The 25,539-nt window shown below is 68.9% G+C and carries 23 protein-coding genes; 18 read left to right on the top strand and 5 right to left on the bottom strand.

Annotated features, from left to right (window positions below; all coding sequences use genetic code 11):
- Nucleotides 1–145 precede the first annotated feature (145 nt).
- The 5 genes from ACIBEJ_RS17615 to ACIBEJ_RS17595 form a co-directional block, all read right to left on the bottom strand.
- Nucleotides 146–847 carry a hypothetical protein gene (locus ACIBEJ_RS17615; RefSeq protein WP_397183773.1) on the bottom strand — a complete coding sequence of 234 codons (702 nt, stop codon included), beginning with the start codon at nucleotides 845–847 and terminating at the stop codon, nucleotides 146–148.
- A gap of 408 nt (nucleotides 848–1,255) precedes the next feature.
- Entirely contained in the window at nucleotides 1,256–2,515 is a 1,260-nt protein-coding gene (locus tag ACIBEJ_RS17610) for an ATP-binding protein (RefSeq protein ID WP_397183772.1), read from the bottom strand.
- A gap of 180 nt (nucleotides 2,516–2,695) precedes the next feature.
- Nucleotides 2,696–3,091 (bottom strand): DNA-binding protein, encoded by a 396-nt coding sequence (locus tag ACIBEJ_RS17605; RefSeq protein ID WP_397183771.1) that lies wholly within the window; start codon nucleotides 3,089–3,091, stop codon nucleotides 2,696–2,698.
- Nucleotides 3,088–3,261: a hypothetical protein gene (locus ACIBEJ_RS17600; RefSeq protein WP_397183770.1), complete on the bottom strand. Its 174-nt coding sequence runs from the start codon at nucleotides 3,259–3,261 to the stop codon at nucleotides 3,088–3,090. The genes ACIBEJ_RS17605 and ACIBEJ_RS17600 overlap by 4 nt, the downstream gene beginning before the upstream one ends.
- 294 nt (nucleotides 3,262–3,555) lie before the next feature.
- A complete protein-coding gene (locus ACIBEJ_RS17595) occupies nucleotides 3,556–3,885 on the bottom strand; it encodes a cupin domain-containing protein (RefSeq protein WP_397183769.1) in 330 nt (109 codons plus the stop codon).
- Between the two features lie 71 nt (nucleotides 3,886–3,956).
- On the opposite strand from ACIBEJ_RS17595, the gene ACIBEJ_RS17590 reads away from it, so the two are divergent.
- The 18 genes from ACIBEJ_RS17590 to ACIBEJ_RS17505 all read left to right on the top strand — a co-directional run bounded on the left by ACIBEJ_RS17590 (nucleotide 3,957) and on the right by ACIBEJ_RS17505 (nucleotide 25,172).
- Nucleotides 3,957–4,904 carry a helix-turn-helix domain-containing protein gene (locus ACIBEJ_RS17590; RefSeq protein WP_397183768.1) on the top strand — a complete coding sequence of 316 codons (948 nt, stop codon included), beginning with the start codon at nucleotides 3,957–3,959 and terminating at the stop codon, nucleotides 4,902–4,904.
- 48 nt (nucleotides 4,905–4,952) lie between these two features.
- Entirely contained in the window at nucleotides 4,953–5,768 is an 816-nt protein-coding gene (locus ACIBEJ_RS17585) for a maleylpyruvate isomerase family mycothiol-dependent enzyme (RefSeq protein ID WP_397183767.1), read from the top strand.
- A 100-nt stretch (nucleotides 5,769–5,868) separates the two neighbouring features.
- Nucleotides 5,869–6,714: a DUF1396 domain-containing protein gene (locus ACIBEJ_RS17580; RefSeq protein ID WP_397183766.1), complete on the top strand. Its 846-nt coding sequence runs from the start codon at nucleotides 5,869–5,871 to the stop codon at nucleotides 6,712–6,714.
- Between the two features lie 249 nt (nucleotides 6,715–6,963).
- Nucleotides 6,964–7,488 (top strand): 50S ribosomal protein L10, encoded by a 525-nt coding sequence (gene rplJ / locus ACIBEJ_RS17575; RefSeq protein WP_397183765.1) that lies wholly within the window; start codon nucleotides 6,964–6,966, stop codon nucleotides 7,486–7,488.
- 67 nt (nucleotides 7,489–7,555) lie between these two features.
- Nucleotides 7,556–7,948, top strand: a complete 393-nt coding sequence (gene rplL / locus ACIBEJ_RS17570; protein WP_397183764.1) for a 50S ribosomal protein L7/L12 — start codon at nucleotides 7,556–7,558, stop codon at nucleotides 7,946–7,948.
- Nucleotides 7,949–8,406: 458 nt separating this feature from the next.
- On the top strand, nucleotides 8,407–8,532 hold the full coding sequence (locus ACIBEJ_RS17565; RefSeq protein WP_397183763.1) for a hypothetical protein: 126 nt from the start codon (nucleotides 8,407–8,409) through the stop codon (nucleotides 8,530–8,532).
- Nucleotides 8,533–8,647: 115 nt separating this feature from the next.
- On the top strand, nucleotides 8,648–9,649 hold the full coding sequence (locus ACIBEJ_RS17560) for an ABC transporter ATP-binding protein (RefSeq protein ID WP_397183762.1): 1,002 nt from the start codon (nucleotides 8,648–8,650) through the stop codon (nucleotides 9,647–9,649).
- A 63-nt stretch (nucleotides 9,650–9,712) separates the two neighbouring features.
- A complete protein-coding gene (locus ACIBEJ_RS17555) occupies nucleotides 9,713–10,450 on the top strand; it encodes an MlaE family ABC transporter permease (RefSeq protein ID WP_397183761.1) in 738 nt (245 codons plus the stop codon).
- Nucleotides 10,450–11,229, top strand: coding sequence for an MlaE family ABC transporter permease (locus ACIBEJ_RS17550; RefSeq protein ID WP_397183760.1), 780 nt, complete (start codon nucleotides 10,450–10,452; stop codon nucleotides 11,227–11,229). The genes ACIBEJ_RS17555 and ACIBEJ_RS17550 overlap by 1 nt, the downstream gene beginning before the upstream one ends.
- Nucleotides 11,226–12,284, top strand: coding sequence for an MCE family protein (locus tag ACIBEJ_RS17545; protein ID WP_397183759.1), 1,059 nt, complete (start codon nucleotides 11,226–11,228; stop codon nucleotides 12,282–12,284). The genes ACIBEJ_RS17550 and ACIBEJ_RS17545 overlap by 4 nt, the downstream gene beginning before the upstream one ends.
- Nucleotides 12,281–13,273 carry an MCE family protein gene (locus ACIBEJ_RS17540; protein ID WP_397183758.1) on the top strand — a complete coding sequence of 331 codons (993 nt, stop codon included), beginning with the start codon at nucleotides 12,281–12,283 and terminating at the stop codon, nucleotides 13,271–13,273. The genes ACIBEJ_RS17545 and ACIBEJ_RS17540 overlap by 4 nt, the downstream gene beginning before the upstream one ends.
- Nucleotides 13,264–14,253 carry an MCE family protein gene (locus tag ACIBEJ_RS17535; RefSeq protein ID WP_397183757.1) on the top strand — a complete coding sequence of 330 codons (990 nt, stop codon included), beginning with the start codon at nucleotides 13,264–13,266 and terminating at the stop codon, nucleotides 14,251–14,253. Before ACIBEJ_RS17540 ends, ACIBEJ_RS17535 begins: the two co-directional genes overlap by 10 nt.
- On the top strand, nucleotides 14,250–15,230 hold the full coding sequence (locus ACIBEJ_RS17530) for an MCE family protein (RefSeq protein WP_397183756.1): 981 nt from the start codon (nucleotides 14,250–14,252) through the stop codon (nucleotides 15,228–15,230). The genes ACIBEJ_RS17535 and ACIBEJ_RS17530 overlap by 4 nt, the downstream gene beginning before the upstream one ends.
- Nucleotides 15,227–16,417: an MlaD family protein gene (locus ACIBEJ_RS17525; RefSeq protein ID WP_397183755.1), complete on the top strand. Its 1,191-nt coding sequence runs from the start codon at nucleotides 15,227–15,229 to the stop codon at nucleotides 16,415–16,417. Before ACIBEJ_RS17530 ends, ACIBEJ_RS17525 begins: the two co-directional genes overlap by 4 nt.
- Complete coding sequence (locus tag ACIBEJ_RS17520) at nucleotides 16,393–16,884, top strand: hypothetical protein (RefSeq protein WP_397183754.1); 492 nt, start codon at nucleotides 16,393–16,395, stop codon at nucleotides 16,882–16,884. Before ACIBEJ_RS17525 ends, ACIBEJ_RS17520 begins: the two co-directional genes overlap by 25 nt.
- On the top strand, nucleotides 16,881–17,378 hold the full coding sequence (locus tag ACIBEJ_RS17515) for a hypothetical protein (protein WP_397183753.1): 498 nt from the start codon (nucleotides 16,881–16,883) through the stop codon (nucleotides 17,376–17,378). The genes ACIBEJ_RS17520 and ACIBEJ_RS17515 overlap by 4 nt, the downstream gene beginning before the upstream one ends.
- 436 nt (nucleotides 17,379–17,814) lie before the next feature.
- Entirely contained in the window at nucleotides 17,815–21,282 is a 3,468-nt protein-coding gene (gene rpoB / locus ACIBEJ_RS17510; RefSeq protein WP_397183752.1) for a DNA-directed RNA polymerase subunit beta, read from the top strand.
- A 14-nt stretch (nucleotides 21,283–21,296) separates the two neighbouring features.
- Nucleotides 21,297–25,172, top strand: a complete 3,876-nt coding sequence (locus ACIBEJ_RS17505; protein ID WP_397183751.1) for a DNA-directed RNA polymerase subunit beta' — start codon at nucleotides 21,297–21,299, stop codon at nucleotides 25,170–25,172.
- Nucleotides 25,173–25,539: the final 367 nt, after the last annotated feature.

The following is a 25,539-nucleotide window of genomic DNA, read 5'->3' as shown; positions in this document are numbered from 1 at the left end:
AGATCGGCAAGTGCAGAGAATGCGTCATCTCCAACGCCGGCCACGTCGTCGATTTGGATGACCTGGCCCTACGTCAGCGCCGGTTCGGCGACCGGACCCTCAATCGCTTCCCACCCCATCAGGCGCTCGCCGCCTGATGGCAAGCTCAAAGAGGAGTGCCGGCGAGTTTCTTCGCCATCTTCCTGGCCTCGATTCCTCCGTACTCCACCGCCCGCCACCTCGGAGGATTGTCCGGCCCGTCACTGTTGCTTGGACTGGTGTAGATGGCCACGGTCCTGCCTTGTCGCATGACGGTGGCTCCATCGATTGAGGCCACTTTCCACATGTTCACCATGAACGCCTCGTGTCCGATGCGCGTGTCCTTCACCCGGTAGAGATGGCGGTTTCGGTTGGCGCACCGCCGTAGATCGGAACGCAGGCCCTTGACGGCCGCGCGTGCGGCCGTCTCATTCCGGTAGACGATCACCTGTTCGGAGTAGTCACCGTCCCACGAAACCGAACGCCCCGTGATGGTACGTGCGGCCTGGCGACCCTTGTCGGTCTGCTTCCGCGTGGCACACGGGTCGATCAGCAGTGGCTCGCCCAGGCGGTCACTGGTCCTCCATCGCATGCGGGTGTGGACGACCGACTTCTCCAGCCTCTTCCTCGTCGCCTTGCTCTCATACAGCAGGAACCCCATGGGGATGGCTATCTCCACGGTCGCGCTCGCCGTGGCCGGAGTCTGGTTCTCTGCGCGTGCGGGCGTGGCTGAACCGATCACAGTCATTAAGGCGATCACCGCGGTCGGCAGCGCCACGGCCTTGCGAGCCGAACGAGGCCGCACCTGACTTTCCCGACGGGTATCCATGGCTGCTCCTCCTGATCGTGACGTCACTCGGTTATGTGGGATGCTGAAATCCCCTGGATTGTTCACTACCTGCGAGGTCAGCCCCGGTCGCGCCGCTGTCGCACGGAAGGACTTGGGGTTGGGGGACATCGGAGCGAAAGGTCGCGGCTTGTAGCCCTGGACCTTCTTGGCCCTATGGCGGGGCCGTCCTGCGGGAATTATCAGGGGCTGGATGTCACGCCGGGCCGGGGGATCAGCGCTCGCTTGCAGCGGCACGACCGGGCAATCGACGCCATAACGCCGGAGCTTCACCGCCTCCTTCATCGACGGGCGGGCAAGGCTGCGGTCAGGGTGTCGGGACGTTGGCCGGGCTGGAGCTGATTCGCCAGGGTTCAGTGCGTCGCCGGCTGGACCGGGAGATGACGGCCCTCAGGGCTTGGCCTCCCACAACGCGCTCACCGGTACGGCCAGCATCCGGTCGCCGAATGAGAAGGTGTCCGTGCCGGTGTGCAGGACCAGGCCGGCGACGAAGTCGGGCCCGACCCGTGCGGCGAGGTGGCGCAGGCCCTGGAAATCCACCGGTCGCACGGTGGACGCCGCCTTGACCTCGATGCCCACCACCCGTCCCTGGCGGGTTTCGAGGATGGCGTCCACTTCCACCTTGTCCTTGGTCCGGTAGTGATAGAGGTCGGCCAAGGTTCCCGACCAGGTGGTCTGCCTGGCCAGTTCCATGAAGACGAAGCCCTCCAGCAGCGGGCCGAACGCGGAACCCGGCCGGAGCAGGCCGCGGGCGTCGGCGCCGAGGAGGTTCGCGGCCACACCCGAGTCCACGAAGGCGATCTTGGGCGTGTGGATGGCTCGGTTGCTGATGTTCCTCGACCAGGCGGGTACGCGCTTGACGAGGAAGACCTCTTCCAGGAGCGCGAGGAACCGTCTGGTCGTGGTGCCGGGCAGGCCGAGGTCACTGCTCAGGCTCTGGATGACGAGCAACTGGCCGGACCTGGCCGCCAGCAGCCTGATCATCGCCCGCAGTTCCGCGGTGCGTTCGATCTCCGACAGTTGCCTCACATCGCGGTTGATCAGGTCGCCGACGTAGGAGTCGAAGAAGCGTTGTCGGCGGCGAACGTTGGTCCTGGCGACCGCCTCGGGGTAGCCGCCGCGTACCAGGCGTTCGGCGTAGTCGGCTCTGGTGATCTGGGAGGTGTGCCTCAGCTCGGCGCCGTGGGTGAAGATCGCGTCGATGAACGCGTCGGGTTGCCCGTCGATCTCGCCCTGTGCGAACGGCCAGAGTTCGATCGTCTCCATCCGGCCGGGCAGGGTGTCGGGTAGATCCTTCAGGGCGAGGAGCCGCGACGAGCCGGTGAGCAGGTATCTGCCGGGTCGCGGGTCGGCGTCTACCTGGGACTTGATGGCCAGGAGCAGTTCGGGGGCTCGCTGGATCTCGTCGATGACCATGCGCTGAGGAAAGTCGACGAACCCGCCTGGGTCGCTCAGTGCGGCCTGCAGGGTCAGCGGGGTGTCCAGGTCACGCCACTCCGTGTCGCCTGACTTCGCCAGTTGCCGGACGAGTGTGCTTTTGCCGGACTGCCGGGCACCGTTGATCAGGACGACTCGGGTGTCGGTCAACGCGTCTGCGACCGCTTGTTCGGCGTGGCGCCGTACCAACTGCCCGGATGGTGTCGTGACCATGGGTTCATGATGGCAGCGTGGTGAGCTGGTCGCCACTCTCGTGGTGGGATGGTCGCTGTGATCACGGTGGGATGGTCGCGCTCTGGGGGCCGTTGCGGGGTGCCGACGTCTTGGTTCGGTAGTGGGTAGTGATTCACCCCCAGCGATGATCCGTAGACTCCAGCACGTTGCGCAACGGGCCTAGACCGCGACCACCTGCACGGCTTTCCCGCACAGGTTGTTCATGTCGTCCTCGTTGGACGTCAGGACGATGGCAGGACGCACCGAGTGCAGCGCGGTGGCCGCGACGACGGCATCGATGGCGTACTTGTGACCGTGCAGGCGGGTATCTCGGAGAAGCTCGATCGCTCGCGAGGAGATGTCTTCGGTCACAGGCTCGATCTTCAGCCGGGACAGGTACCACCTAAGACGATCGCCTTTGACTCGCACGTCTTGGGCCTCGATCGGTGTCATGGCGCTGACAACGACTCGAAAGTCGTTGCCCTGCGCCTCCCGTACGAACGCCGTCACTCGCTGGTCGGCCTCACACCACTTCACGAGTCCCTGGCAATCGAGAACGACGGTGCCCGCGCTCAACCGGCTTCGTGACCGCGCCATTCGTCCTCCCCCTGAAGTTCGGGCGCCGACTTCACCCGGCGGAACAGCTCGGCCGCCTCCTCGCGCATGGACTGCGGGATCGGCCCAGACGCGGTCTCGTTCGCCTGCAGGGCCTCCTCCAAGAGATCCCGCTCGATCTGACGCTCCACAGCGGCATCCACGTAGGCGGAAAACCCGCGAGCACCGACTCTCTCTCGGACGGCACGAATGTTGCCCGCTCTCAACGACACACTTACCTTGGCGGCCGGACCGTCTCCCGGGGAGAAGTCTTGCTCTGGCATGCTCATGAGCTCACTTTACTACTCGAAGTAGCAAATGCCAGCCCATGCTCGCTGGATCGCCTCGATGATCATGTACTCGGGAAGCGCTCACGGTGGACTCGTCGACAGGCCCATGGTCAGACGGTCGCAGACCTTGGCCGTGATCCAGGGGGCCCTGGGTGGTCAGTCTGTGGGGGTGGGGTGGGGGAGGCTGAAGACCAGGATGCGGGTGCCGGTTCGGGTGCCGGGCTGGTGTACGGAGCCTGGGTGGTAGTGGAGGAATGAACCGGCCGGGAAGGTCTGGCCGTTGTCGAAGAGTTCGCCTGAGGCTACGTAGATGAGCTCGTCGGTGGCGTGGTGGTCGGGCTCGGGCCAGGTGGTGCCGGGGGCGAAGTCGAAGGCGCGGGCGGCCAGGGCGCCGCCGGGCAGGCCGCGGCGGACGATGCCGGGGGCTATGTCGCTGGTCTCGACGGCGTCGATTGCCACGTGGGTGAGCTTCGGGATTTCTGACATGTGGGTCATCGTGCCGGGCCTGGTGACAGGGCAAAAGTGGCTGGAATGTCATCTCTGGGTATATTGCTGCCATGATCAGAGTGGTGGCGCTGGTACACCCTCCGCAGGCGCCGTTCGAACTCGCCTGTGTCACGGAGGTGTTCGGGCTGTCGCGGCCGGGGATGCCCGCGCGCTACGACTTCGCCATCTGCGCCCTCGAACCCGGCCAGGTGCCCACGCTCGGCGGCTACACGATCGGGGTGGGCGACGGGCTTGAGGCTCTGGACGGCGCGGACACGGTGGTGATTCCGGGCTGGCAGACCGACGACGTGCCGCGGAAGATCGTTGATGCGGTACGGCGGGCGCATCGCCGTGGGGCGCGGATCGTGTCCATTTGTACGGCGGCGTTCCTGGTGGCCGAGGCTGGGCTGCTGAGCGGGCGGCGGGCCACCACGCACTGGCGGCGGACAAAGGAGCTGGCGCTGCGGTATCCGGACGTGACGGTGGATCCCGACGTGCTCTATGTCGACCACGGTGACGTGGCGACGTCGGCGGGCACCGCTGCGGGGCTTGACCTTTGTCTCCACCTCGTCAGGAACGACCACGGCGCCGCCTATGCCACGGAGATCGCCCAGCACATGGTGATGCCGCCGCGCAGGGAGGGCGGGCAGGCGCAGTTCGCGCGTCCGGCGCCGGTCCGGGAGCGCGACGGGTCGCTGGGGGCGGTGCTGGACTGGGCGGCGGGGCGGCTCGACCAGCCGCTCACGGTGGGGGACCTGGCGCGGCGGGCCCGGTTGTCGCCGCGTACGTTCGCGCGCCGCTTCGCCGCTGATCTGGGGGTCAGTCCCGGGCAGTGGCTGCTTGCCCAGCGGGTGGACGCGGCCCGCGAACTGCTGGAACGGACCCCGCTGCCGGTTGAGACGATCGCCGCCCGGGTGGGGCTCTCGTCGGCGGTGAACCTGCGCCGGCACTTCCACGCCCGCCTCGGCACGACCCCGGCCGCGTACCGCCGGACCTTCGGCGGAGAGGGACGTGGGTAGGGGCGCGCGGGGCCGGGGCAAGCGTGTGCGAGGTGGGAGAGTGGGGGGATGGATTACGTCGGGCACTTTCGTCGTGAGGTCCGGGCGTTCGAGGCCGCCGGTCGGCGGGTGGCGGGGCGGGAGGCGCCGCCTGTTCCCTCCTGTGCGGGGTGGACGATGTCCGACCTGGTCATGCACCTGGCGGGCGTGCACAGGGTGGTGACCGCGGTCATCGAGGAACGGCTCGCGCAGGCCCCGGATCCGTCGGGGCTGGCGCATCTGCTGCCGTCCGACACCGAGGGATGGCCGCTTTCGGGTCGGGCGCCGAGCCTCGGGGTGTTGCCGGTCGGCTTGGTCGACTGGTTCGCGGAGGGCGCCGCCGTACTGGAAGAGGTGTTTGTCAGGACACCTCCGGACACCCGGGTGTGGACGTGGTCGGCGGAGCAGACGGCCGGGTTCTGGGCGCGGATGCAGATGATCGAGGCCGCGGTACACCGGTGGGACGCGGAGAACGCCCTCGGCGAGCCCGGGGACATGGACGCCGAGCTGGCCGCGGACGCCGTGGCGCAGACGTTCGAGGTGATGGTGCCGGGCAGGCGGGCGTTGAAGGGGGCTCCGGCGGGGGCGGGGGAGACCTTTCGGTTCGTGTGTGACGAGGGGTCGTGGACGGTGCGGTTCGAGGGGGACAGGCTGGTTCGTGGGGGGTCGCCGGATATGGGGCTCTCCGGTCCGGATGGGGAGGTCTCCGGTCCGGGGGTGGAGGTCTCGGGTACGGCCTCGCAACTGATGTTGTTCCTGTGGCAGCGGATCCCGGCTGAACGGCTGGCCGTCTCAGGGGATCGCGGGCTGCTCGACCGGTACTTCGAGCTGGTGCCGCCCATGTGATGTGCAGATGTGGTGCAGGTCTAGGGGATTCCCCCGAGGTTTCCCTGGGTTTGTGCGGGGAAGCCGCCAGATCGGTGATTCGCCACATAGGGTCGGAGGCATGGTGAAGCGTAGGTTTTCTCTCGCTGCCGCCGCGGCTGCTGCCGCGCTGGTGGTGGCCGGGGTAGCAGGTTGTGGATCGACGGCGCAGCCCATCCAGGTCAACCTGGCCGCCTCGGAGGTGCTCACGCAGGCTGCGCAGAAGACCGAGCAGGTTTCCAGCTACACCGTTGACGCGGTGGTGAACGCGACGGACCCCAACGGGGAGAGCGGCAAGCTCCAGGGCCGGATGCTCTACCAGAGCAAGCCGACGCTGGCGATCGATCTCACCGTGGACACGGCGGGGTTCGGTAACCGCGAGCTGCCGGGCGGGGCCAAGGCGGTCCTCCAGGGCGACGTCGTCTACGTCAAGGTCGACGCGCTCAACAAGCTCGTCGGAGCCACCAAGCCGTGGATCAAGGTCCCGCTCCGCGAGGCCGACAGCCGCGGTGAGGTGCAGCAGTATCTGGCGCAGGTACAGCAGTTCGACCTGGCGGCGGTCACGAAGATGGTCACCGCCTCGAAGGACGTCAAGCAAGTCGGCACCGAGAGCGTCAACGGCGTCGACACGACCCACTTCAGCGGCACGTTCCCGGTCGAGGCGGCGGTCATGCTGCTTCCGGCCGACGAGCAGCAGCGCGCCAAGGAGAACCTGGCCGAGCTGAAGGACGTCAAGTTCGACATCTGGGTCGACGGTCAGGGCCTTCCCGCCAAGCTCCAGCTCAACGGTGAGAAGCAGGGCGGCAAGCTCGACGCCACGCTGTTCTTCAAGGGCTTCAACGAGCCGGTCAACATCCAGGCTCCGCCCGCGGACCAGGTCGGCGAGATGCCGTCGAACGTCCCGCAGCCGAGCCCGTCGAACTCGTAGCGACAACCCACAAGAGAACATCGATTTGGAAACTCGGCGACCAGCCCGTACTCTGGTCGTTGCCGAAGACCGCCGGTTGTCACCTTGGCCAGTCCTGGTGACCGAAGGATCCGCTTCTTGCGGACGGCCCGCGCAGGTGTGATGCGAGTTTCCCCACACGATACGTGTGTGTGAAGCCCCGTGCGCCCTGCGCCCGGGGCTGTTCTCATTTCTGGGCCTTCGCCGGCGGAACATCCTGGAAGGAGGCCCATGGCGAGGCCGGATAAGGCGAGCGCGGTCGCCGAGCTCAAGAACGAGTTCGAGGGCAGCAGCGCAGCCGTTCTGACCGAGTACCGCGGTCTCACCGTCGCTCAGCTCAAGGAGCTGCGCGTTGCACTCGGTGGGAATGCGAAGTTCGCCGTGGCGAAGAACACCCTCACCAAGATCGCTGCCAACGAGGCCGGTCTGACGGGCCTCGACGGCCTGCTCAGCGGCCCGACCGCGATCGCCTTCGTCAGCGGCGACGTCGTCGAGGCTGCCAAGGGTCTGCGTGACTTCGCCAAGGCCAATCCCCTCCTGGTGATCAAGGGCGGCGTCCTCGACGGCAAGACGCTGGACGCCACGGAGATCACCAAGCTCGCCGACCTTGAGTCGCGCGAGGTTCTCCTCGCGAAGCTGGCCGGTGCGATGAAGGCGAAGCAGTCCGCTGCTGCCGCCATGTTCGCCGCGCTGCCCACCAACATGGCTCAGCTGGCCGAAGCCCTGCGCGCCAAGCGCGCGGAGGCCGGCGAGTAGCTGGGGGTTGCCGCACCAAACCGCGGTCCCGATCCACCTTTAAAGCACATCCCTTACGGAGGAAAACATGGCGAAGCTCAGCACCGACGAGCTGCTCGACGCGTTCAAGGAGATGACCCTTCTCGAGCTCTCCGAGTTCGTGAAGGTCTTCGAGGAGACCTTCGACGTCAAGGCCGCCGCCCCGGTCGCCGTTGCCGCCGCTGCCGCCCCGGCCGCCGCCGGTGGCGAGGCCGCCGCTGAGGAGCAGGACGAGTTCGACGTCATCCTCGAGGCCGCCGGCGACAAGAAGATCCAGGTCATCAAGGAGATCCGCGCGCTGACCTCCCTCGGCCTGAAGGAGGCCAAGGACCTGGTCGACGGCGCTCCGAAGCCGGTCTTCGACGGCAAGGTCAACAAGGAGCAGGCCGAGAAGGCCAAGGCTGCCCTTGAGGGCGCCGGCGCCAGCGTCACCGTGAAGTAACTTTCACGCTTCGGAAAGAGGCGGCCACACCCAGGTGCCGGGTGTGCCGCCTCTTTTCTTTTGTCGCGGGCTTTTGGTGCCTCGCCGTTTTCGGGCCTTGAGGTTACGGCTGTCGCCACCCCACCCGCCCCGCCGCACCCAGCGCGCCTCTGTCGAGCGATGGTCGTCAGGGCTCACGGAGTTCTCGCCGCAACAACTCCGCTCTTGGCCCGTCCAGGGCTCAGGGAATTTCATTTTCCCTCTCATCGCCGTCTCAGGCGGGGTGCCTAGCGTCCCTGGCATGAACTGGAAGGTGATCGGGCTGCTCGGCGGCGCCGCCGTACCTTATCTGTGGGGTTTGGGGGCGTCTGGGTGGGCCAACGCCTACTACTCGGCCGCCGTGCAGGCGCCTCCGCCCCCAGCAAGGCCCCCAGACACCGACCACCCTCACTCTCCGCCCCCACCACAAGCAAGATCTCGTGACTCGGCTGCCCAGCGGCCTCGGCGGCGGCCCGGCCGCCGAGATCGCCGCCTGGGTCGAGCGGACGTACGAGCCCGAAACGGTGGGCGGTACGACGGTGTTCGACCTGACCAGACCCCGATAACCGGCCAGTAACAAGTTATTAGAATCTGTTCCAATTTCGCCGAACGGGGCTAACGTGATGGGAGCTTGAAAGTAAAGTGTGCGTCACGTTACCCCATGCTCGCGGAAGGTGACCGGTGGGCGTCGAAGTCGTGGTCGAGGGGCTGACCAAATCGTTCGGTCGGCAGGTCATCTGGCAGGACGTGTCGCTGACGCTGCCCGCGGGTGAGATCTCGGTGCTGCTCGGCCCGTCCGGCACCGGCAAGTCGGTGTTCCTCAAGACGCTCGTCGGCCTGCTGCGTCCCGACCGCGGCCACATCTGGATCGACGGCTACGACCTGGCCAACTGCAGCGAGGACAAGCTCTACGAGCTGCGCCGCCTGTTCGGCGTGCTCTTCCAGGACGGTGCCCTGTTCGGCTCGCTGAGCCTGTTCGACAACATCGCCTTCCCGCTGCGCGAGCACACCAAGAAGAGCGAGAGCCAGATCCGCCAGATCGTCATGGACAAGATGGAGCTGGTCGGCCTGCTCGGCGCGGAGTCCAAGCTGCCCGGCGAGATCTCCGGCGGCATGCGCAAGCGCGCGGGCCTGGCCAGGGCGCTGGTGCTCGATCCGGAGATCATCCTGGTCGACGAACCCGACTCGGGTCTCGACCCGGTCCGGACCGCGTACCTCAACCAGCTCTTCGTCGATCTCAACACCGACTTCGAGGCCACCTTCCTCATCGTCACCCACGACATCAACACGGCCAGGACGGTCCCCGACGACATCGGGCTGCTGTTCCGCCGCGAGCTGGTGATGTTCGGGCCGCGCGAGATGCTGCTGTCGAGTGACGAGCCCGTGGTGCGCCAGTTCCTCAACGCGCGGCGCCACGGCCCGATCGGCATGTCGGAGGAGAAGGACGTCTCCGAGCTGGAGGCCGAGGCCCAGCTCGGCCACGACCCCGGCGCGCTGCCGCCGATCCCGCCGCAGCTCATGCCCACGGGCAACCGGGTGCGCCGCGGCCAGCAGCCGCCCGGCGCCTGGCTGGCCGCCCACGGGGTGATCCCGCCGCAGGGCTCGTTCGTCGACGACCGGGGCCGCAACTGGCTGGAGGAGTATCCCCGCCTGCTCAACGCCCATCTGAACGGCGTCAGGTAGTCCGAGCATGACAGGACCGGCCTTTTTCGCGGCCACGGACGACTACTCTCCGCAGGCGAAAGGATGCGAGACGTGATCAGGGCGAGCGGCGCGTTCGTGGCGCTCACGCTCGACACCCTCAGGGCCGCGCCCAGGCGGCCCTTCCACTGGCGGGAGTTCCTGCGGCAGGCGTGGTTCATCGTCAGCGTCAGCGCCCTGCCCACGGCGCTGGTGTCGATCCCGTTCGGGGCCGTGCTCGCGCTGCAGGCGGGCAACCTGATCCGGCAGTTCGGCGCCCAGTCGTTCACCGGCGCGACCGCCGTGCTCGGCATCGTGCGCGAGGCCGCCCCTGTGGTGACCGCACTCATGATCGCCGGTGCGGCGGGCAGCGCGATCTGCGCCGACCTCGGCGCCCGCAGGATCCGCGAGGAGATCGACGCGCTGGAGGTGCTCGGCATCGACCCGCTCCACCGCATCGTGGTGCCCAGGGTGGCCGCGTGCGCGGTCGTCGCGCCGCTGCTCAACGGGCTGGTCACCACCGTGGGGCTGATCGCCAGCTACCTGTTCAACGTGGTCGCGCAGGGCGGCTCGCCCGGCGCGTACCTGCAGTCGTTCAACGCGCTGGCGGAGCTGTCGGACCTGTGGATCTCCGCGGTCAAGGCAGTCGTCTTCGGCGCCACGGCCGGGATGATCGCCTGCTTCAAGGGGCTGAGCGCCGCCGGCGGGCCGAAGGGCGTGGGCGAGGCCGTCAACCAGACGGTGGTCTACGCGGCCATGGTCCTGTTCGCCGAGAACTTCCTCATCAGCGCGGCGGTGTGGTGATGTCACTCAACCGGCAGGGCGAGTTCTACACCAGGGCTCTCCTCAACCTGCCCCGCGCGCTGCGCTACCGCTCGGAGGTCCTGCGGCTGCTGTCGGAGGTGAGCCTCGGCACCGGCGGCCTGGCCGTCATCGGCGGCACGATGGCGATCGTCGCGTTCATGACCTTCTTCGCCGGAACCGAGGTCGGCCTGCAGGGCTACACCGCCCTCGACCAGATCGGCACCTCCGCCTTCGCCGGGTTCCTGTCCAGCTACGTCAACACCCGCGAGATCGCCCCCATCGTGGCCGCCATCGGACTGTCGGCGACGGTCGGCGCGGGCTTCACCGCCCAGCTCGGCGCGATGCGGATCAGCGACGAGATCGACGCGCTGGAGGTCATGGCGATCCCCTCGGTGCCGTTCCTGGTGGGCACGCGGCTGATCGCCGGGTTCGCCGCGATGCTCCCGCTCTATGTCCTCGGCCTGCTCGCCTCCTACGTCGCCACCCGCCTGATCACCACCGTCCTGTACGGGCAGTCGACCGGCACCTACGACCACTACTTCGACCTGTTCCTCGTCCCCTACGACGTGCTGTGGTCGCTGGGCAAGGTGGTGCTGTTCGCCGTGCTGGTGATCCTCGTGCACTGCTACTACGGCTTCCACGCCACCGGCGGCCCCGCGGGCGTCGGCGTCGCGGTCGGGCGGGCGGTGCGCGCGGTGCTGGTCGCGGTGAACGTGGCCAACGTCCTGCTCGGGCTGGCGATCTGGGGCACCACGACGACGGTGAGGCTGGCCGGATGAGGTACGGCGCCGCCCTGCTGGCCCTGATCGCCGCCTTCACCGCGGCGAGCGGCGCCGCGTACTTCAAGGTGTTCTCCGGCGCCACCGTCGTGACGCTGTCGGCGCCCAGGGCCGGTCTCCAGCTCGGCCCGCGCGCCGACGTCAAGGTGCGCGGCGTCCTCGTCGGCGAGGTCACCGCGCTGAAGGCCACCCCGGGCGGCGCCGAGCTCACCCTGGCGCTCGACCGTCCCGTCGACCGCGCCGCCACGGCCAGGCTGCTGCCGAAGACCGTCTTCGGCGAGAAGTACGTGGACCTCGTCCCGCCCGCGACCCCGACCACCGACCTGCGCGACGGCGACCGGCTGAGCGCCCCCGCCGCCGCCGTCGAGGTGGCGCAGGTGCTCGACAGGCTGCTGCCGCTGCTGCGGAGCATCCACCCGGAGAAGCTGGCCACCACGCTGACCGCCCTCGCCACCGCGCTGGAGGGCAGGGGCGCCAGGACCGGCGCCACCCTGGACCGGGCCGAGGACTACCTCGCCCGGCTCACCCCGCACCTGCCCGCGCTCCGCCGCGACCTGGCCGCGCTCGCCGACGTCACCGACCTGTACGGCCAGGCCGCCCCCGACCTCCTGCGCACCCTGGCCGACTCGGCCGCGCTGAGCAGGACCCTCACCGGCAGAGCGGCCGAGATCGACCGGCTCGCCCGCACGGTCACCAGGAGCGCGGGCAAGGCCGACGCCCTGCTGACCGAGAACGAGACCGGCCTGGCCGGGCTCCAGCACGTGACCAGGCCCGCACTCGACCTGGCCGCCCGCTACTCGCCGACCGTGCCGTGCGTGTTCCAGGGGCTGGACCGGCTCGGGCCGCTGCTGGACGACGCGTTCGGCGACGGGCGGGTGAAGGCGGTGCTGGAGCTGGTCAGGCCGGCGCCGCCGTACCGGGAGGGGGTGGACGCGCCGGCGTACCGCGACACCCGAGGACCGCGCTGCTACGGCCTGCCCCGCCCCCAGGTGCCCTTCCCCGGGGTGCGCTTCTCCGATGGCGCCGAGGACCTGGCGGGGCTGATGCTGCGATGACCACCTGGCAGGCGGCGACCAGGCTCGGGCTGTTCGGGCTGGCCACGACGCTGTGCGTGGCGATGCTGGCGATCACGATCTCCGGCACCCAGTTCGCCGCGGCCCACGTCTACCGGGCGGTCTTCACCGACGCCACCGGGCTGCGGCCGGGCGACGACGTGCGGGCCGCGGGCGTGCGCGTGGGCCGCGTGGAGGAGATCGCGCTGGCCGGGACGAGCGCCGAGGTCTCCTTCACCGTCCTCGAACGCACCCGCCTGCCCCGTGGCGTCATCGCCGCCATCCGCTGGCGCAACCTCGTGGGCGAGCGCTACCTGGCGCTGTCCACCGGCCGCGGCGGCCCCGGCGCGCTGCGCCCCGGCGAGCTGATCACCGACACCCGCCCCGCGCTCGACGTCACCGCGCTGTTCAACGGCTTCCGCCCGCTGCTCAAGGCCATCCGCCCGGAAGACGTCAACAAGCTGAGCTGGCAGATCGTCCAGGTGCTCCAGGGCGAGGGCGGCACGGTCGACAGCCTGCTCGGCCACGTCGCCTCCCTCACCGGCACGCTCGCCGACCGCGACGCCGTCATCGGCCGGGTGATCGACAACCTGACCGCCGTGCTGGCCGAGATCGCCGGCCGCGAGAACGCCTACAGCGAGCTTGTCGCCGACCTCCAATCCCTGGTCAGCGGCCTGGCCGGCGATCGCGAGGCCATCGGCGACTCCCTGGCCGCCCTCGACCGGCTGGCCGGCGTCACGGCGGGCTTCACCGCGCGCGCCAGGCCCGACCTCAAGGCCGGCGTCCGCCACGCCGACGCCTTCCTGACCGCGCTCAACGAGGAGCGCGCGCTGCTCGACAAGACGATCAAGGACGTGCCGCTCCGGCTCAACCAGCTCACCAGGGCCGTCTCCTACGGCTCGTGGTTCAACTTCTACCTCTGCTCCCTGGAGGTCCGATCCGGCGCCACCACCACGCCGAAGATCGTCAACGAGGGCCGCCGATGCCGCTGACCCCCTTCCGCCACCGCGATCCGCTCCCGCTCGGCGTCGCCGGGCTGGTCGTGGCCGCGGCGCTGGTGGCCGGCGTTCTGGTCGTGCCCCAGCTCAAGACCGGCACCGTGTACACGGCCGCCTTCGCCGAGTCCGCCGGACTGCGGCCGGGCGAGGACGTCGTCGTCGCGGGAGTGAAGGTCGGCGAGGTGAGCGCGGTCGAACTGGCGGGCGCGCACGTCCGCGTCGGCCTGCGGCTGGACCGCGAGATCCCGCTGGGCTCGGGGACCCGCGCGCACATCCGGCTGGCGACGCTGCTCGGCTCCCACCACGTCCAGCTCGAACCGCGCGGACCCGGCCGCCTCGACCACACCATCCCGGTCGAGCGGACCAGCGTGCCGTACGAGATCATGCCCGCCGTCGGCGACCTCGCCGACAGCGCCGCCCGCGTCGACGCGGGCGCGCTCAAGAGCGCCCTCGACACCCTCGCCCAGACCCTGGACGGCTCCTCCGAGGAGATCCGCGCCTCCGTCCGCGGCCTCGGCCGCCTCTCGCGCACCGTCGCGTCCCGCGACGACAAACTCCACACTCTGGTACGGCACGCCGAAACCGTCACCGGCCTGGTGGCGGACCGCAACCAGGAGCTCCGCACCCTGATCAAGGACGGCGACCTCCTGCTGCGCGAGATCTCCGCCCGCCGCGCCGTCATCCACAGCCTGTTGATCAACACGCTGGAGCTGACCCGCGAGATCGACGGCCTGATCGCCGAGCACCGGACCACGCTCAAGCCCGCTCTGCGGCAGTTGCGGGAGTTCGTCGCGCTGCTGCGGCGCAACGAGGAGAGCCTCGACCGCTCGCTGCGGTTGCTGGCCCCCTTCACCAGGCAGTTCACCGACGCGATCGGCAATGGCCGCTGGTTCGACGCGATCATTCAGAACCTCGTGCCCCTGCCCGCGTCCGTACGGATGCCCGACCGCACGATCGGAGGGCTGGCCCCGTGAAGAAGCCCGCCGCGATCCTGGCCCTGCTGCTGGCCGCCGGCTGCGGCTTCGAGGGCGTGCAGTCGCTCCCGCTGCCCGGCGGCGCCGACCTCGGCGACGACCCGCGCCAGGTGACGATCGAGTTCGCCGACGCCCTCGACCTCGTGCCGCACTCGCTGTGCAAGCTCAACGACGTCACCGTCGGCAAGGTCACCGCGATCGAGCTGACCCCCGGCTGGCACGCCGAGGTCACCTGCACGATCAGGGCGGACGCGGCGCTGCCCGCGGGCACCGGCGCCGCCATCTCCCAGACCAGCCTGCTGGGCGAGAAGTTCGTGACGTTCGTCCCAGCCGGATCCGGCACCCTGAGCGGCCCCATCCCGCTGAGCCGCACCACCAGGACCGCCGAGGTCGAGCAGGTGCTCGCCGCCGCCTCGCTGCTGGTCAACGGCGGCGGCCTGGAACAGCTCGCCACCATCAACACCGAGCTCGGCGGCATGCTCGACGGCCGCACCGGCACCGTCAGGCGGCTGCTGCGCAGGCTCGACACGTTCGCCGCCGCGCTCGACGCCTCCAAGGGCGACATCGTCCGGCTCATCGGCAACCTCGACCGGCTCGCCGCCACCCTCGCCGCCCAGCGGAGCACCCTGCGCGCCGTCGCCACCGACATCGGCCCTGCCGTCGGCCAGTTGCGCCGCCAGCGCGCCGACCTCACCCGCATGCTCACCGCCCTGGCCCGCCTCGGCCGCACCGCCGCCCGCGTCGTCACCCGCTCCCAGGACGACACCCTCGCCAACCTCGCCCACCTGCGGGCCCTGCTGGCTGACCTCGACCGCGCCCGCCACGAGATCGCCACGAACCTGGGCACCGCGCTCACCTTCCCCTTCCCCGGCTCGGCCACCGGCCTGCTGCGCGGCGACTACGGCAACGTCGACGTCACCGTCGACCTCACCCCCGCGACCACCCTGGACAACCTCCTCGGCAGGAGCCCGCGATGAGCCTGCGGATCAAGCTGGCCGCCTTCCTCGCCATCAGCCTCACCGCCACCGCGTACACGCTGGTCAGGTACGCGCGGGTCGGCGCCGACCTGTTCGAGCCCGCCTACCGGATCGGCGTCGAGCTGGCCGGGACCGGCGGCCTGTTCGAACACGCCGAGGTCACCTACCGGGGCGTCAGGATCGGCAGGGTCGAGTCGCTCTCGCTCACCGCCGACGGGGTGCGCGCCGTGCTGCGCCTGCGCGCCGAGCCGCGGGTGCCCGCCGCGGGGGTGCTGGCCGTCGTCGCCAACCGGTCCGCGGTGGGCGAGCAGTACCTCGACCTCCAGCCGGCCGGTACGGCGGGGCCGTACCTGAAGGAGGGGGACACGATCGCCAGGGAACGCACCGCGCTGCCGATCACCACCGCCCAGGTGCTCGGCGACGCCGAGCGGCTGCTGAGGTCGGTCGACCCGCGCGACGCCGCGACCGTCGTGACCGAGATGGAGCGCGCCTTCGGCGGCAACGCGGCGCACCTGCGGCGGTTGCTGGCGGCGGGCGAGGAGCTGACGGCGGCGGCCGAGGCGGTCCTGCCGGAGACGGTCACGCTCATCGAGCAGGGCGGAAAGGTGCTGCGCACGCAGCGGGCCGAGGGCGGACATCTGCGGGCGTTCGCACGGGATCTCGCCGCGCTGACCGGTTCGCTGCGCGAGGGCTCCGCGGACCTGGAGCGCACGATCGACGGCGCCAGGCCCGCCGCGCGCGCGGCGGAGAAGCTCGTGGACGGGATCGAACCCCACCTGCGGCCCCTGCTGGGCAACCTGATCGTCGGCGGGCGCACCGCCTCGGCCCGGGTGGCGGCGCTGCGCCAGCTCATGATCGGCTATCCGGCCGGGGTGGCGGCGGCCTTCACCGTGGTCGGCCGCGACGGGCTGCACTTCGGGCTCAACCTCAACCTCACCGTGCCGCCGCCGTGCACGCGCGGCTACGAGGACGTGCACCGCCGCTACCCGCACGACACCCGGGTCAAGGCGGTCGACCCCCGCGCGACCTGCACGGAGCCGGACGGCTCGCCGACCGGGGTGCGCGGGGGCGCGGATGTGCCCCCGCCGGGCGTACCCCCGTCGATCCCGGGTCTGGAAGAGTGGCTCGCGGGTAATGATCCGGCGATCGGGAAGGAACGGGCATGGCAGGCACCGCCTCTCGGCTGACGATCATCGTGCTCGGTGCGCTGGCGCTGCTGCTGGGCGGGCTCGCGCTGTGGGTCGGCGGCGAGCTCCGCGGCGAGCAGGCCAAGGACGACGACCGGGTCGCCGCGCTCGACGCGGCCGGCACCCACGCGGTCAACCTGCTCTCGCTGAACTACAAGACCGTCGACGCCGACCTCGGGCGCATCCTGGCGACCTCGACCGGGACCGCGCGGGCCGAGTACTCCGCCAACGCCGCGCGGCTCAAGGAGACCACGATCACCAACAAGGTCGTCCAGCACGGCGTGCTGCGCGCCAGGGGGCTGGAGTCCATGGCCGACGGCCTGGCCAAGGTGCTGGTGGTGGCGGACGTCGAGATCCGCTGGGAGGGCTCGAAGAACGCCCCTCAGGAGCGCTTCTACCGCTGGTCCATGGACGTGACCAAGGTCGGCGGGGTCTGGCTGGTGTCGAAGGCGGTGCAGGTGCTGTGAAGGCCGTGGTGATCGGGGTGCTGGCGGCGCTCGTGCTCGGGCTGTCGGCCGCCGTGTGGCTGATGTGGACCGATCTGCGGCACCTGCGCGACGGGCGTACGGCGGGCGTGGAGGCCATGGCCGCCGCCAAAGCCGTGGCGCCGGACCTGCTGTCGTACAACCACCGCACGATCGAGCAGGATCTGGCGCGGGCCGGTGAGCACACCACGGGGCAGCTCACCACCCACTACAAGGAGCTGGCCACCACCCTCGTGCCGACCGCCAAGGCGCAGAAAGCCGTCCAGACGACCGCGGTCACCGGGGCGGCCGTCGAGCGGGCGGATCCCGACCGGGTCGAGGTTCTCCTGTTCGTCAACACGGGTACGGTCAAGGAGCTGCCGGGCGAGGCCGAGCCCCAGCAACAGATCACCCAGAACCGCGCCAGGTTCGTCATGATCAGGACGGCCGGCCGGTGGCTCGTCGGCGACCTGTCGACGCTGCTGGGCACCGCCTGAGGCCCCGGGCGCGGCGCGTCCTTCAATTGTTATCAAAATTCAGGTTTAGCGAGTCCTTGTCCACGGGTATCCCCGTCACTGCTACACCGGTTGTCGGCATGGGTTCGACCCTCGGTGTGACGGAGCGTTAGCCGTCCCCGTTCGCGGGTATCGTCTTGGGCCTGACGGTAGGCGCCCGGTCACGCAGGGGAGAAATCCCAGCGTCCCGGCCTCGACCCGGCGGAAAGTCGGGCTTGTGGGCTTGACGTTTGCGTCCGAACGGGCGATGCTGCGACCAACGTGGAGCATGCAGCGAAGGTGAAGTGGACAGGCGTGTGCCGTTCGGCTACACTGCCCCTTTGCGCTGCCCTTTGACGACCCGCGATGCTTGCTCACGTTGCGAGGTTGTCTGGCGTGCGTGTAGTCAGTCCGCCGCGAGCCCTCGGAAGGACATCTGTTGGCAGCCTCGCGCAACGCCTCCGCCGTACCCGCTGGTCCCCGTCGCGTCTCTTTTTCGCGCATCCAGGAGCCCCTCGAAGTTCCTGATCTTCTCGCCCTGCAAACCGAGTCCTTCGACTGGCTGCTGGGCAACGAGAAGTGGAAGGCCCGGGTAGAGGCGGCTCGCCAGGCCGGGCGCAAGGACGTCCCGACCCAGTCGGGCCTCGAAGAGATCTTCGAAGAGATCAGTCCCATTGAGGACTTCTCGGGGACCATGTCCTTGTCGTTCCGTGACCACCGGTTCGAGCCGCCCAAGTACTCAGTAGACGAGTGCAAAGACAAGGACATGACCTTCTCCGCCCCGATGTTCGTGACGGCGGAGTTCATCAATAACACCACTGGTGAGATCAAGAGCCAGACGGTGTTCATGGGCGATTTCCCGCTCATGACGCCGAAGGGCACCTTCATCATCAACGGCACCGAGCGTGTCGTCGTCTCCCAGCTGGTCCGGTCCCCGGGTGTCTACTTCGGCCGCAGTGTCGACAAGACCTCCGACAAGGACCTGTTCGACTGCCGTGTCATCCCCTCGCGGGGTGCGTGGCTGGAGTTCGAGATCGACAAGCGCGACAGCGTCGGTGTGCGCATCGACCGCAAGCGCAAGCAGGCCGTCACCGTGCTTCTCAAGGCACTGGGATGGACCAACGAACAGATCCTCGAGCGCTTCGGCCAGTACGAGTCGATGCGGGCCACCCTGGAGAAGGACCACACGGCCGGCCAGGACGACGCCCTGCTCGACATCTACCGCAAGCTCCGTCCGGGCGAGCCGCCGACCAAGGAGTCGGCGCAGACCCTGCTGGAGAACCTGTACTTCAACCCCAAGCGCTACGACCTGGCCAAGGTCGGTCGCTACAAGATCAACAAGAAGCTCGGGGTCGACAGCGACATCACGCAGGGCACGCTCACCGAGGACGACATCGTCTCCACGATCGAGTACATCGTCCGCCTGCACGCGGGCGAGGAGTCGATGCCGAGCGCCCAGGGTGAGCGGATCGTCGAGACCGACGACATCGACCACTTCGGCAACCGCCGGCTGCGCAGTGTCGGCGAGCTCATCCAGAACCAGGTCCGCCTGGGCCTGGCGCGTATGGAGCGCGTCGTGCGCGAGCGCATGACCACCCAGGACGTCGAGGCGATCACGCCGCAGACCCTGATCAACATCCGCCCGGTCGTGGCCTCGATCCGGGAGTTCTTCGGCACCTCGCAGCTGTCGCAGTTCATGGACCAGACCAACCCGCTGGCCGGCCTGACGCACAAGCGGCGTCTGTCCGCGCTGGGTCCCGGTGGTCTGTCGCGTGAGCGGGCCGGCTTCGAGGTCCGTGACGTGCACCCGTCCCACTACGGCAGGATGTGCCCGATCGAGACGCCGGAAGGCCCGAACATCGGCCTCATCGGCTCGCTGGCCTCCTACGGCCGGATCAACGCCTTCGGCTTCGTCGAGACGCCCTACCGCAAGGTCGTCGACGGAAAGGTGACCGAACAGGTCGACTACCTGACCGCCGACGAGGAGGACCGCTTCGTCAAGGCGCAGGCCAACACGGTGCTGAACGCCGACGGCACCTTCGCCGAGTCGCGCGTCCTCGTCCGCACCAAGGGCGGCGAGACCGAGCTGGCCCGTGCCGAGGAAGTCGACTACATCGACGTGTCGCCGCGCCAGATGGTGTCGGTCGCCACCGCGATGATCCCCTTCCTGGAGCACGACGACGCCAACCGCGCGCTCATGGGCTCCAACATGCAGAGGCAGTCCGTGCCGCTGCTGAAGAGCGAGGCGCCGCTGGTCGGCACCGGCATGGAGTACCGTGCCGCGACCGACGCCGGCGACGTCATCAGCGCCGAGAAGGCGGGTGTGGTCGAGGAGGTCTCCGCCGACTACGTCACCGTGATGAACGACGACGGCACCCGCACGACCTACCGTGTCGCCAAGTTCAAGCGTTCCAACCAGGGCACCTCGTTCAACCAGAAGCCCATCGTCGTCGAAGGCGACCGGGTCGAGGTGAACCAGGTGATCGCCGACGGTCCCTGCACCGACCAGGGCGAGATGGCCCTGGGCAAGAACCTGCTCGTGGCGTTCATGCCGTGGGAGGGCCACAACTACGAAGACGCGATCATCCTGTCCCAGCGGCTGGTCCAGGACGACGTCCTGTCCTCGATCCACATCGAGGAGCACGAGGTCGACGCCCGTGACACCAAGCTGGGTCCCGAGGAGATCACCCGGGACATCCCGAACGTCTCCGAGGAGGTCCTGGCCGACCTCGACGAGCGCGGCATCATCCGCATCGGCGCCGAGGTCGTACCCGGCGACATCCTGGTAGGCAAGGTCACGCCCAAGGGCGAGACCGAGCTGACCCCGGAGGAGCGGCTGCTGCGCGCGATCTTCGGGGAGAAGGCCCGCGAAGTCCGTGACACCTCGCTGAAGGTGCCCCACGGCGAGCAGGGCAAGGTCATCGGCGTCCGCGTGTTCTCCCGTGATGAGGGCGACGAGCTTCCCCCCGGTGTCAACGAGCTGGTCCGCGTGTACGTGGCCCAGAAGCGTAAGATCACCGACGGTGACAAGCTCGCCGGCCGCCACGGCAACAAGGGCGTCATCTCCAAGATCCTGCCGGTCGAGGACATGCCGTTCCTGGAGGACGGCACGCCGGTCGACATCATCCTCAACCCGCTGGGCGTGCCCGGCCGAATGAACATCGGGCAGGTGCTCGAAGCTCACCTCGGCTGGATCGCGGCACGCGGCTGGGACATCTCGGGCCTGACCGAGCAGTGGGCGGAACGCCTGCGCGAGAAGGGCTTCGAGCAGGTCGCGCCGCGCACCAACGTGGCCACGCCGGTCTTCGACGGCGCCCACGAGGAGGAGATCGTCGGCCTGCTCAACAACACCCTGCCCAACCGCGACGGCGACCGCATGGTCCAGGAGAGCGGCAAGGCGCAGCTGTTCGACGGCCGCTCCGGCGAGCCGTTCCCCTACCCGATCGCGGTGGGCTACAGCTACATCCTCAAGCTGCTGCACCTGGTGGACGACAAGATCCACGCCCGGTCCACCGGCCCGTACTCCATGATCACCCAGCAGCCGCTCGGCGGTAAGGCCCAGTTCGGTGGCCAGCGCTTCGGTGAGATGGAGGTGTGGGCGCTGGAGGCGTACGGCGCGGCCTACGCCCTGCAGGAGCTGCTGACCATCAAGTCCGACGACGTCCTGGGCCGGGTCAAGGTCTACGAGGCCATCGTCAAGGGCGAGAACATCCCCGAGCCCGGCATCCCCGAGTCCTTCAAGGTCCTCATCAAGGAAATGCAGTCGCTGTGCCTGAACGTCGAGGTGCTCTCCAGCGACGGCATGTCCATCGAGATGCGCGACACCGACGAGGACGTCTTCAGGGCCGCCGAGGAGCTCGGTATCGATCTGTCCCGGCGTGAGCCGAGCAGCGTGGAAGAAGTCTGAGGGGGAGATCGCACATGCTGGACGTCAACTTCTTCGACGAGCTCCGGATCGGGCTGGCGACGGCCGACGACATCCGCCAGTGGTCACACGGCGAGGTCAAGAAGCCGGAGACGATCAACTACCGGACTCTCAAGCCGGAAAAGGACGGGCTCTTCTGCGAGAAGATCTTCGGCCCGACCCGCGACTGGGAGTGCTACTGCGGCAAGTACAAGCGCGTCCGCTTCAAGGGCATCATCTGTGAGCGCTGTGGCGTCGAGGTCACTCGCGCCAAGGTGCGTCGTGAGCGGATGGGCCACATCGAGCTGGCCGCGCCCGTCACGCACATCTGGTACTTCAAGGGCGTTCCTTCGCGTCTCGGCTACCTGCTCGACCTGGCCCCGAAGGACCTTGAGAAGGTCATCTACTTCGCGGCCTACATGATCACGCAGGTCGACGCCGAGATGCGTGACCGTGACCTGCCCTCGCTCGAGGCGAAGATCTCGGTCGAGCGGCAGCACATCGAGCAGCGCCGCGACGCCGACATCGAGACCAGGCAGAAGAAGCTCGAAGGCGACCTGGCCGAGCTTGAGGCCGCGGGCGCCAAGGGCGACCAGCGCCGCAAGGTCCGCGAGGGCGCCGAGCGCGAGATGCGTCAGCTGCGCGACCGCGCGCAGCGCGAGCTCGACCGCCTGGACGAGGTGTGGAGCCGGTTCAAGAACCTCAAGGTCCAGGACCTTGAGGGCGACGAGCTGCTCTACCGCGAGATGCGCGACCGCTTCGGCCGCTACTTCAAGGGCGGCATGGGCGCGCAGGCGATCCAGGACCGCCTGACCAGCTTCGACCTCGACGCCGAGGCCGAGAACCTGCGCGAGACGATCCGCAGCGGCAAGGGCCAGAAGAAGGCCCGCGCCCTCAAGCGGCTCAAGGTCGTCTCGGCGTTCCTCAACACCACCAACTCGCCCCGCGGGATGGTGCTCGACTGCATCCCGGTCATCCCGCCGGACCTGCGCCCGATGGTGCAGCTCGACGGTGGCCGGTTCGCGACCTCCGACCTCAACGACCTCTACCGTCGTGTGATCAACCGGAACAACCGCCTCAAGCGTCTCCTTGACCTCGGCGCCCCCGAGATCATCGTGAACAACGAGAAGCGGATGCTCCAGGAGGCCGTCGACTCGCTGTTCGACAACGGCCGCCGCGGCCGCCCGGTCACGGGCCCCGGCAACCGTCCGCTCAAGTCCCTCAGCGACATGCTGAAGGGCAAGCAGGGCCGCTTCCGCCAGAACCTGCTGGGCAAGCGCGTCGACTACTCCGGCCGTTCGGTCATCGTCGTCGGCCCGCAGCTCAAGCTGCACCAGTGCGGTCTGCCCAAGCAGATGGCGCTGGAGCTGTTCAAGCCGTTCGTGATGAAGCGGCTCGTGGACCTCAACCACGCGCAGAACATCAAGTCGGCCAAGCGGATGGTCGAGCGGGCCCGCCCGGTCGTGTGGGACGTGCTCGAAGAGGTCATCACCGAGCACCCCGTGCTGCTCAACCGCGCTCCGACGCTCCACCGCCTGGGCATCCAGGCGTTCGAGCCGCAGCTCGTCGAGGGCAAGGCCATCCAGATCCACCCGCTCGTCTGCACCGCGTTCAACGCGGACTTCGACGGCGACCAGATGGCCGTGCACCTGCCGCTGTCGGCTGAGGCCCAGGCCGAGGCACGCATCCTGATGCTCTCGACCAACAACATCCTCAAGCCGGCCGACGGCAAGCCCGTGACGATGCCCACCCAGGACATGGTCATCGGCCTCTACTGGCTGACCACGCAGAAGGAGGGCGCCCTCGGCGAGGGCCGCGTCTTCGGCTCCGTGGCCGAGGCCCAGATGGCGTTCGACCGCCGCGAGCTGGAGATTCAGGCGAAGATCCAGATCCGGCTCAAGGACGTCTTCCCCGCGCGCGACTGGGTCGCGCCGGAGGGCTGGGAGCAGGGCGACCCGATCCGCCTGGAGACGACGTTCGGCCGGTGCCTGTTCAACCAGACGCTGCCGCCGAACTACCCGTTCGTCAACTTCCAGGTGGGCAAGAAGCAGCTCTCCACGATCGTGAACGAGCTGGCCGAGACCTACCCCAAGGTCGAGGTCGCGGCCTCGCTCGACGCGCTCAAGGACGCGGGCTTCCGCTGGGCGACCCGCTCCGGCGTCACGATCTCGATCGACGACGTCGTCGCGCCGCCCAACAAGGCCGAGATCATGGAGAACTACGAGCGCCGGGCCGACAAGGTCCAGCGCGAGTACGAGCGCGGCCTGATCACCGACGAGGAGCGCCGCCAGGAGCTCATCGAGATCTGGACCCACGCCACCGCGGACGTCGAGACCGACATGGTCAACGCGTTCCCGGCGACGAACCCGGTCTGGATGATGCTCAACTCCGGCGCCCGAGGCAACAAGATGCAGGTGCGTCAGATCGCCGGCATCCGCGGCCTGGTGTCCAACACCAAGGGTGAGACGATCCCGCGTCCGATCAAGGCCTCGTTCCGCGAGGGCCTGTCGGTGCTGGAGTACTTCATCTCCACCCACGGTCAGCGAAAGGGTCTGGCCGACACCGCCCTGCGTACCGCCGACTCGGGTTACCTGACCCGTCGTCTGGTGGACGTGGCGCAGGACGTCATCGTGCGCGAGATCGACTGCGGCACCGACCGCGCCGTCCCGCTGCACGTCGGCGAGCGCGACGCGTCGGGCAACCTGGTCAAGGCCGACAACGCCGAGTCCAACGTGCACGGCCGCATCCTGGCCGAGGACGTCGAGGTCGACGGCAAGATCATCGCCCCGGCCGGTGTCGACATCAACGACATCCACGTCACGGCGCTGGTCGAGGCCGGCATCGAGACCGTCCGCACCCGCAGCGCGCTCGTCTGCGAGGCCAAGATCGGTGTCTGCGCGACCTGCTACGGCCGCTCGCTGGCCACCGGCAAGCTCGTGGACGTCGGCGAGGCGGTCGGCATCATCGCCGCCCAGTCGATCGGTGAGCCCGGCACCCAGCTGACGATGCGTACCTTCCACACCGGTGGTGTGGCCGGTGCGGACATCACCCACGGTCTGCCTCGTGTCCAGGAGCTGTTCGAGGCGCGCATCCCCAAGGGTGTCGCCCCGATCTCCGAGGCCGAGGGCCGCGCGCGGATCGACGAGACCGACAAGACCCGCAAGGTGGTCATCACCCCGGACGACGGTTCCGAGGAGATCGCCTACCCGGTGTCGATGCGCTCGCGCCTGCTCGTCTCGGAGGGCCAGCACGTCAAGGTCGGCCAGCAGCTCATCGCGGGTGCGGTCAACCCGAACGAGGTCCTGCGCATCATGGGCCCGCGCGAGGTGCAGCTGCACCTGGTCGCCGAGGTCCAGCAGGTGTACCGCTCGCAGGGTGTGTCGATCCACGACAAGCACATCGAGATCATCGTCCGCCAGATGCTCAAGCGCGTGAACGTGCTGGAGTCGGGCGACACCGACCTGCTCCCCGGCGAGCTGGTCGAGCGTCCCCGCTTCGAGCAGATGAACCGCGAGACCGTGGCCGAGGGCGGTTCGCCCGCCGCCGGCCGTCCGGTCCTCATGGGCATCACGAAGGCGTCGCTGGCCACCGAGTCGTGGCTGTCGGCGGCCTCCTTCCAGGAGACGACCAGGGTCCTGACGGACGCGGCGATCCACGCCAAGTCCGACTCGCTCCTGGGCCTGAAGGAGAACGTGATCATCGGTAAGCTCATCCCGGCCGGCACGGGCATGCCCCAGTACCGCAACATCCGGGTCGAGCCGACCGAGGAGGCCAAGGCCGCCATGTACACGGTCGGCGGCTACGACGGCTCGGCAGCCGACTACACGTTCGGCACCGGCTCCGGCGAGGCCGTTCCCCTGGAGGAGTACGACTTCGGCCAGTACAACCGTTAGTGCTCTGGTTGAGGCGCCCGAGATCTCTGGATCTCGGGCGCTTCTGCTTTCCCTCTTCTTTTCTGTTACGGCTCCCGCCAAGCCCACGCCACCCACCGCACGTGGCTGAGGACGTTCCAGGGTGACGGCCGGCGGCCGCGCCACTCGGCCGCCGTGACGAGCGCCTCCTGGGCCCGCGCCGGGCTGGACTTCTCGGCCGCCTCGCGGGTGCAGGTGTGTCGGCCGGTGTGACGTGCCCGGGGGTGTGTAAGCCGGTGTGACGGGTGTGGGGGTGTCGGCCGAACCGACGGGCGGGGGTGTGACGGGCGTGGTGTGTCGGCGGAATGGGCGTGGGCGTGTTGGCCCCGTGACGAGTCTCACGTTGGCT

This window comes from Nonomuraea sp. NPDC050790 (genome assembly GCF_044456745.1).
Lineage (GTDB): Bacteria > Actinomycetota > Actinomycetes > Streptosporangiales > Streptosporangiaceae > Nonomuraea.
The sequence above is the reverse complement of the archived record's forward strand: the minus strand, read 5'-3'. Positions and strand labels throughout refer to the sequence as shown.

Bases quoted from the DNA above. Each gene is read 5' to 3' on its own strand.
- ACIBEJ_RS17535 (WP_397183757.1), top strand. From the start codon at position 13,264: ATGCCGCTGACCCCCTTCCGCCACCGCGATCCGCTCCCGCTCGGCGTC.
- ACIBEJ_RS17525 (WP_397183755.1), top strand. From the start codon at position 15,227: ATGAGCCTGCGGATCAAGCTGGCCGCCTTCCTCGCCATCAGCCTCACC.
- ACIBEJ_RS17540 (WP_397183758.1), top strand. From the start codon at position 12,281: ATGACCACCTGGCAGGCGGCGACCAGGCTCGGGCTGTTCGGGCTGGCC.
- rplJ (WP_397183765.1), top strand. From the start codon at position 6,964: ATGGCGAGGCCGGATAAGGCGAGCGCGGTCGCCGAGCTCAAGAACGAG.
- ACIBEJ_RS17520 (WP_397183754.1), top strand. From the start codon at position 16,393: ATGGCAGGCACCGCCTCTCGGCTGACGATCATCGTGCTCGGTGCGCTG.
- ACIBEJ_RS17545 (WP_397183759.1), top strand. From the start codon at position 11,226: ATGAGGTACGGCGCCGCCCTGCTGGCCCTGATCGCCGCCTTCACCGCG.
- ACIBEJ_RS17550 (WP_397183760.1), top strand. From the start codon at position 10,450: ATGTCACTCAACCGGCAGGGCGAGTTCTACACCAGGGCTCTCCTCAAC.
- ACIBEJ_RS17615 (WP_397183773.1), bottom strand. From the start codon at position 847: ATGGATACCCGTCGGGAAAGTCAGGTGCGGCCTCGTTCGGCTCGCAAG.
- ACIBEJ_RS17580 (WP_397183766.1), top strand. From the start codon at position 5,869: ATGGTGAAGCGTAGGTTTTCTCTCGCTGCCGCCGCGGCTGCTGCCGCG.
- rplL (WP_397183764.1), top strand. From the start codon at position 7,556: ATGGCGAAGCTCAGCACCGACGAGCTGCTCGACGCGTTCAAGGAGATG.
- ACIBEJ_RS17610 (WP_397183772.1), bottom strand. From the start codon at position 2,515: ATGGTCACGACACCATCCGGGCAGTTGGTACGGCGCCACGCCGAACAA.
- ACIBEJ_RS17595 (WP_397183769.1), bottom strand. From the start codon at position 3,885: ATGTCAGAAATCCCGAAGCTCACCCACGTGGCAATCGACGCCGTCGAG.
- ACIBEJ_RS17505 (WP_397183751.1), top strand. From the start codon at position 21,297: ATGCTGGACGTCAACTTCTTCGACGAGCTCCGGATCGGGCTGGCGACG.
- ACIBEJ_RS17555 (WP_397183761.1), top strand. From the start codon at position 9,713: ATGCGAGACGTGATCAGGGCGAGCGGCGCGTTCGTGGCGCTCACGCTC.
- ACIBEJ_RS17590 (WP_397183768.1), top strand. From the start codon at position 3,957: ATGATCAGAGTGGTGGCGCTGGTACACCCTCCGCAGGCGCCGTTCGAA.
- ACIBEJ_RS17585 (WP_397183767.1), top strand. From the start codon at position 4,953: ATGGATTACGTCGGGCACTTTCGTCGTGAGGTCCGGGCGTTCGAGGCC.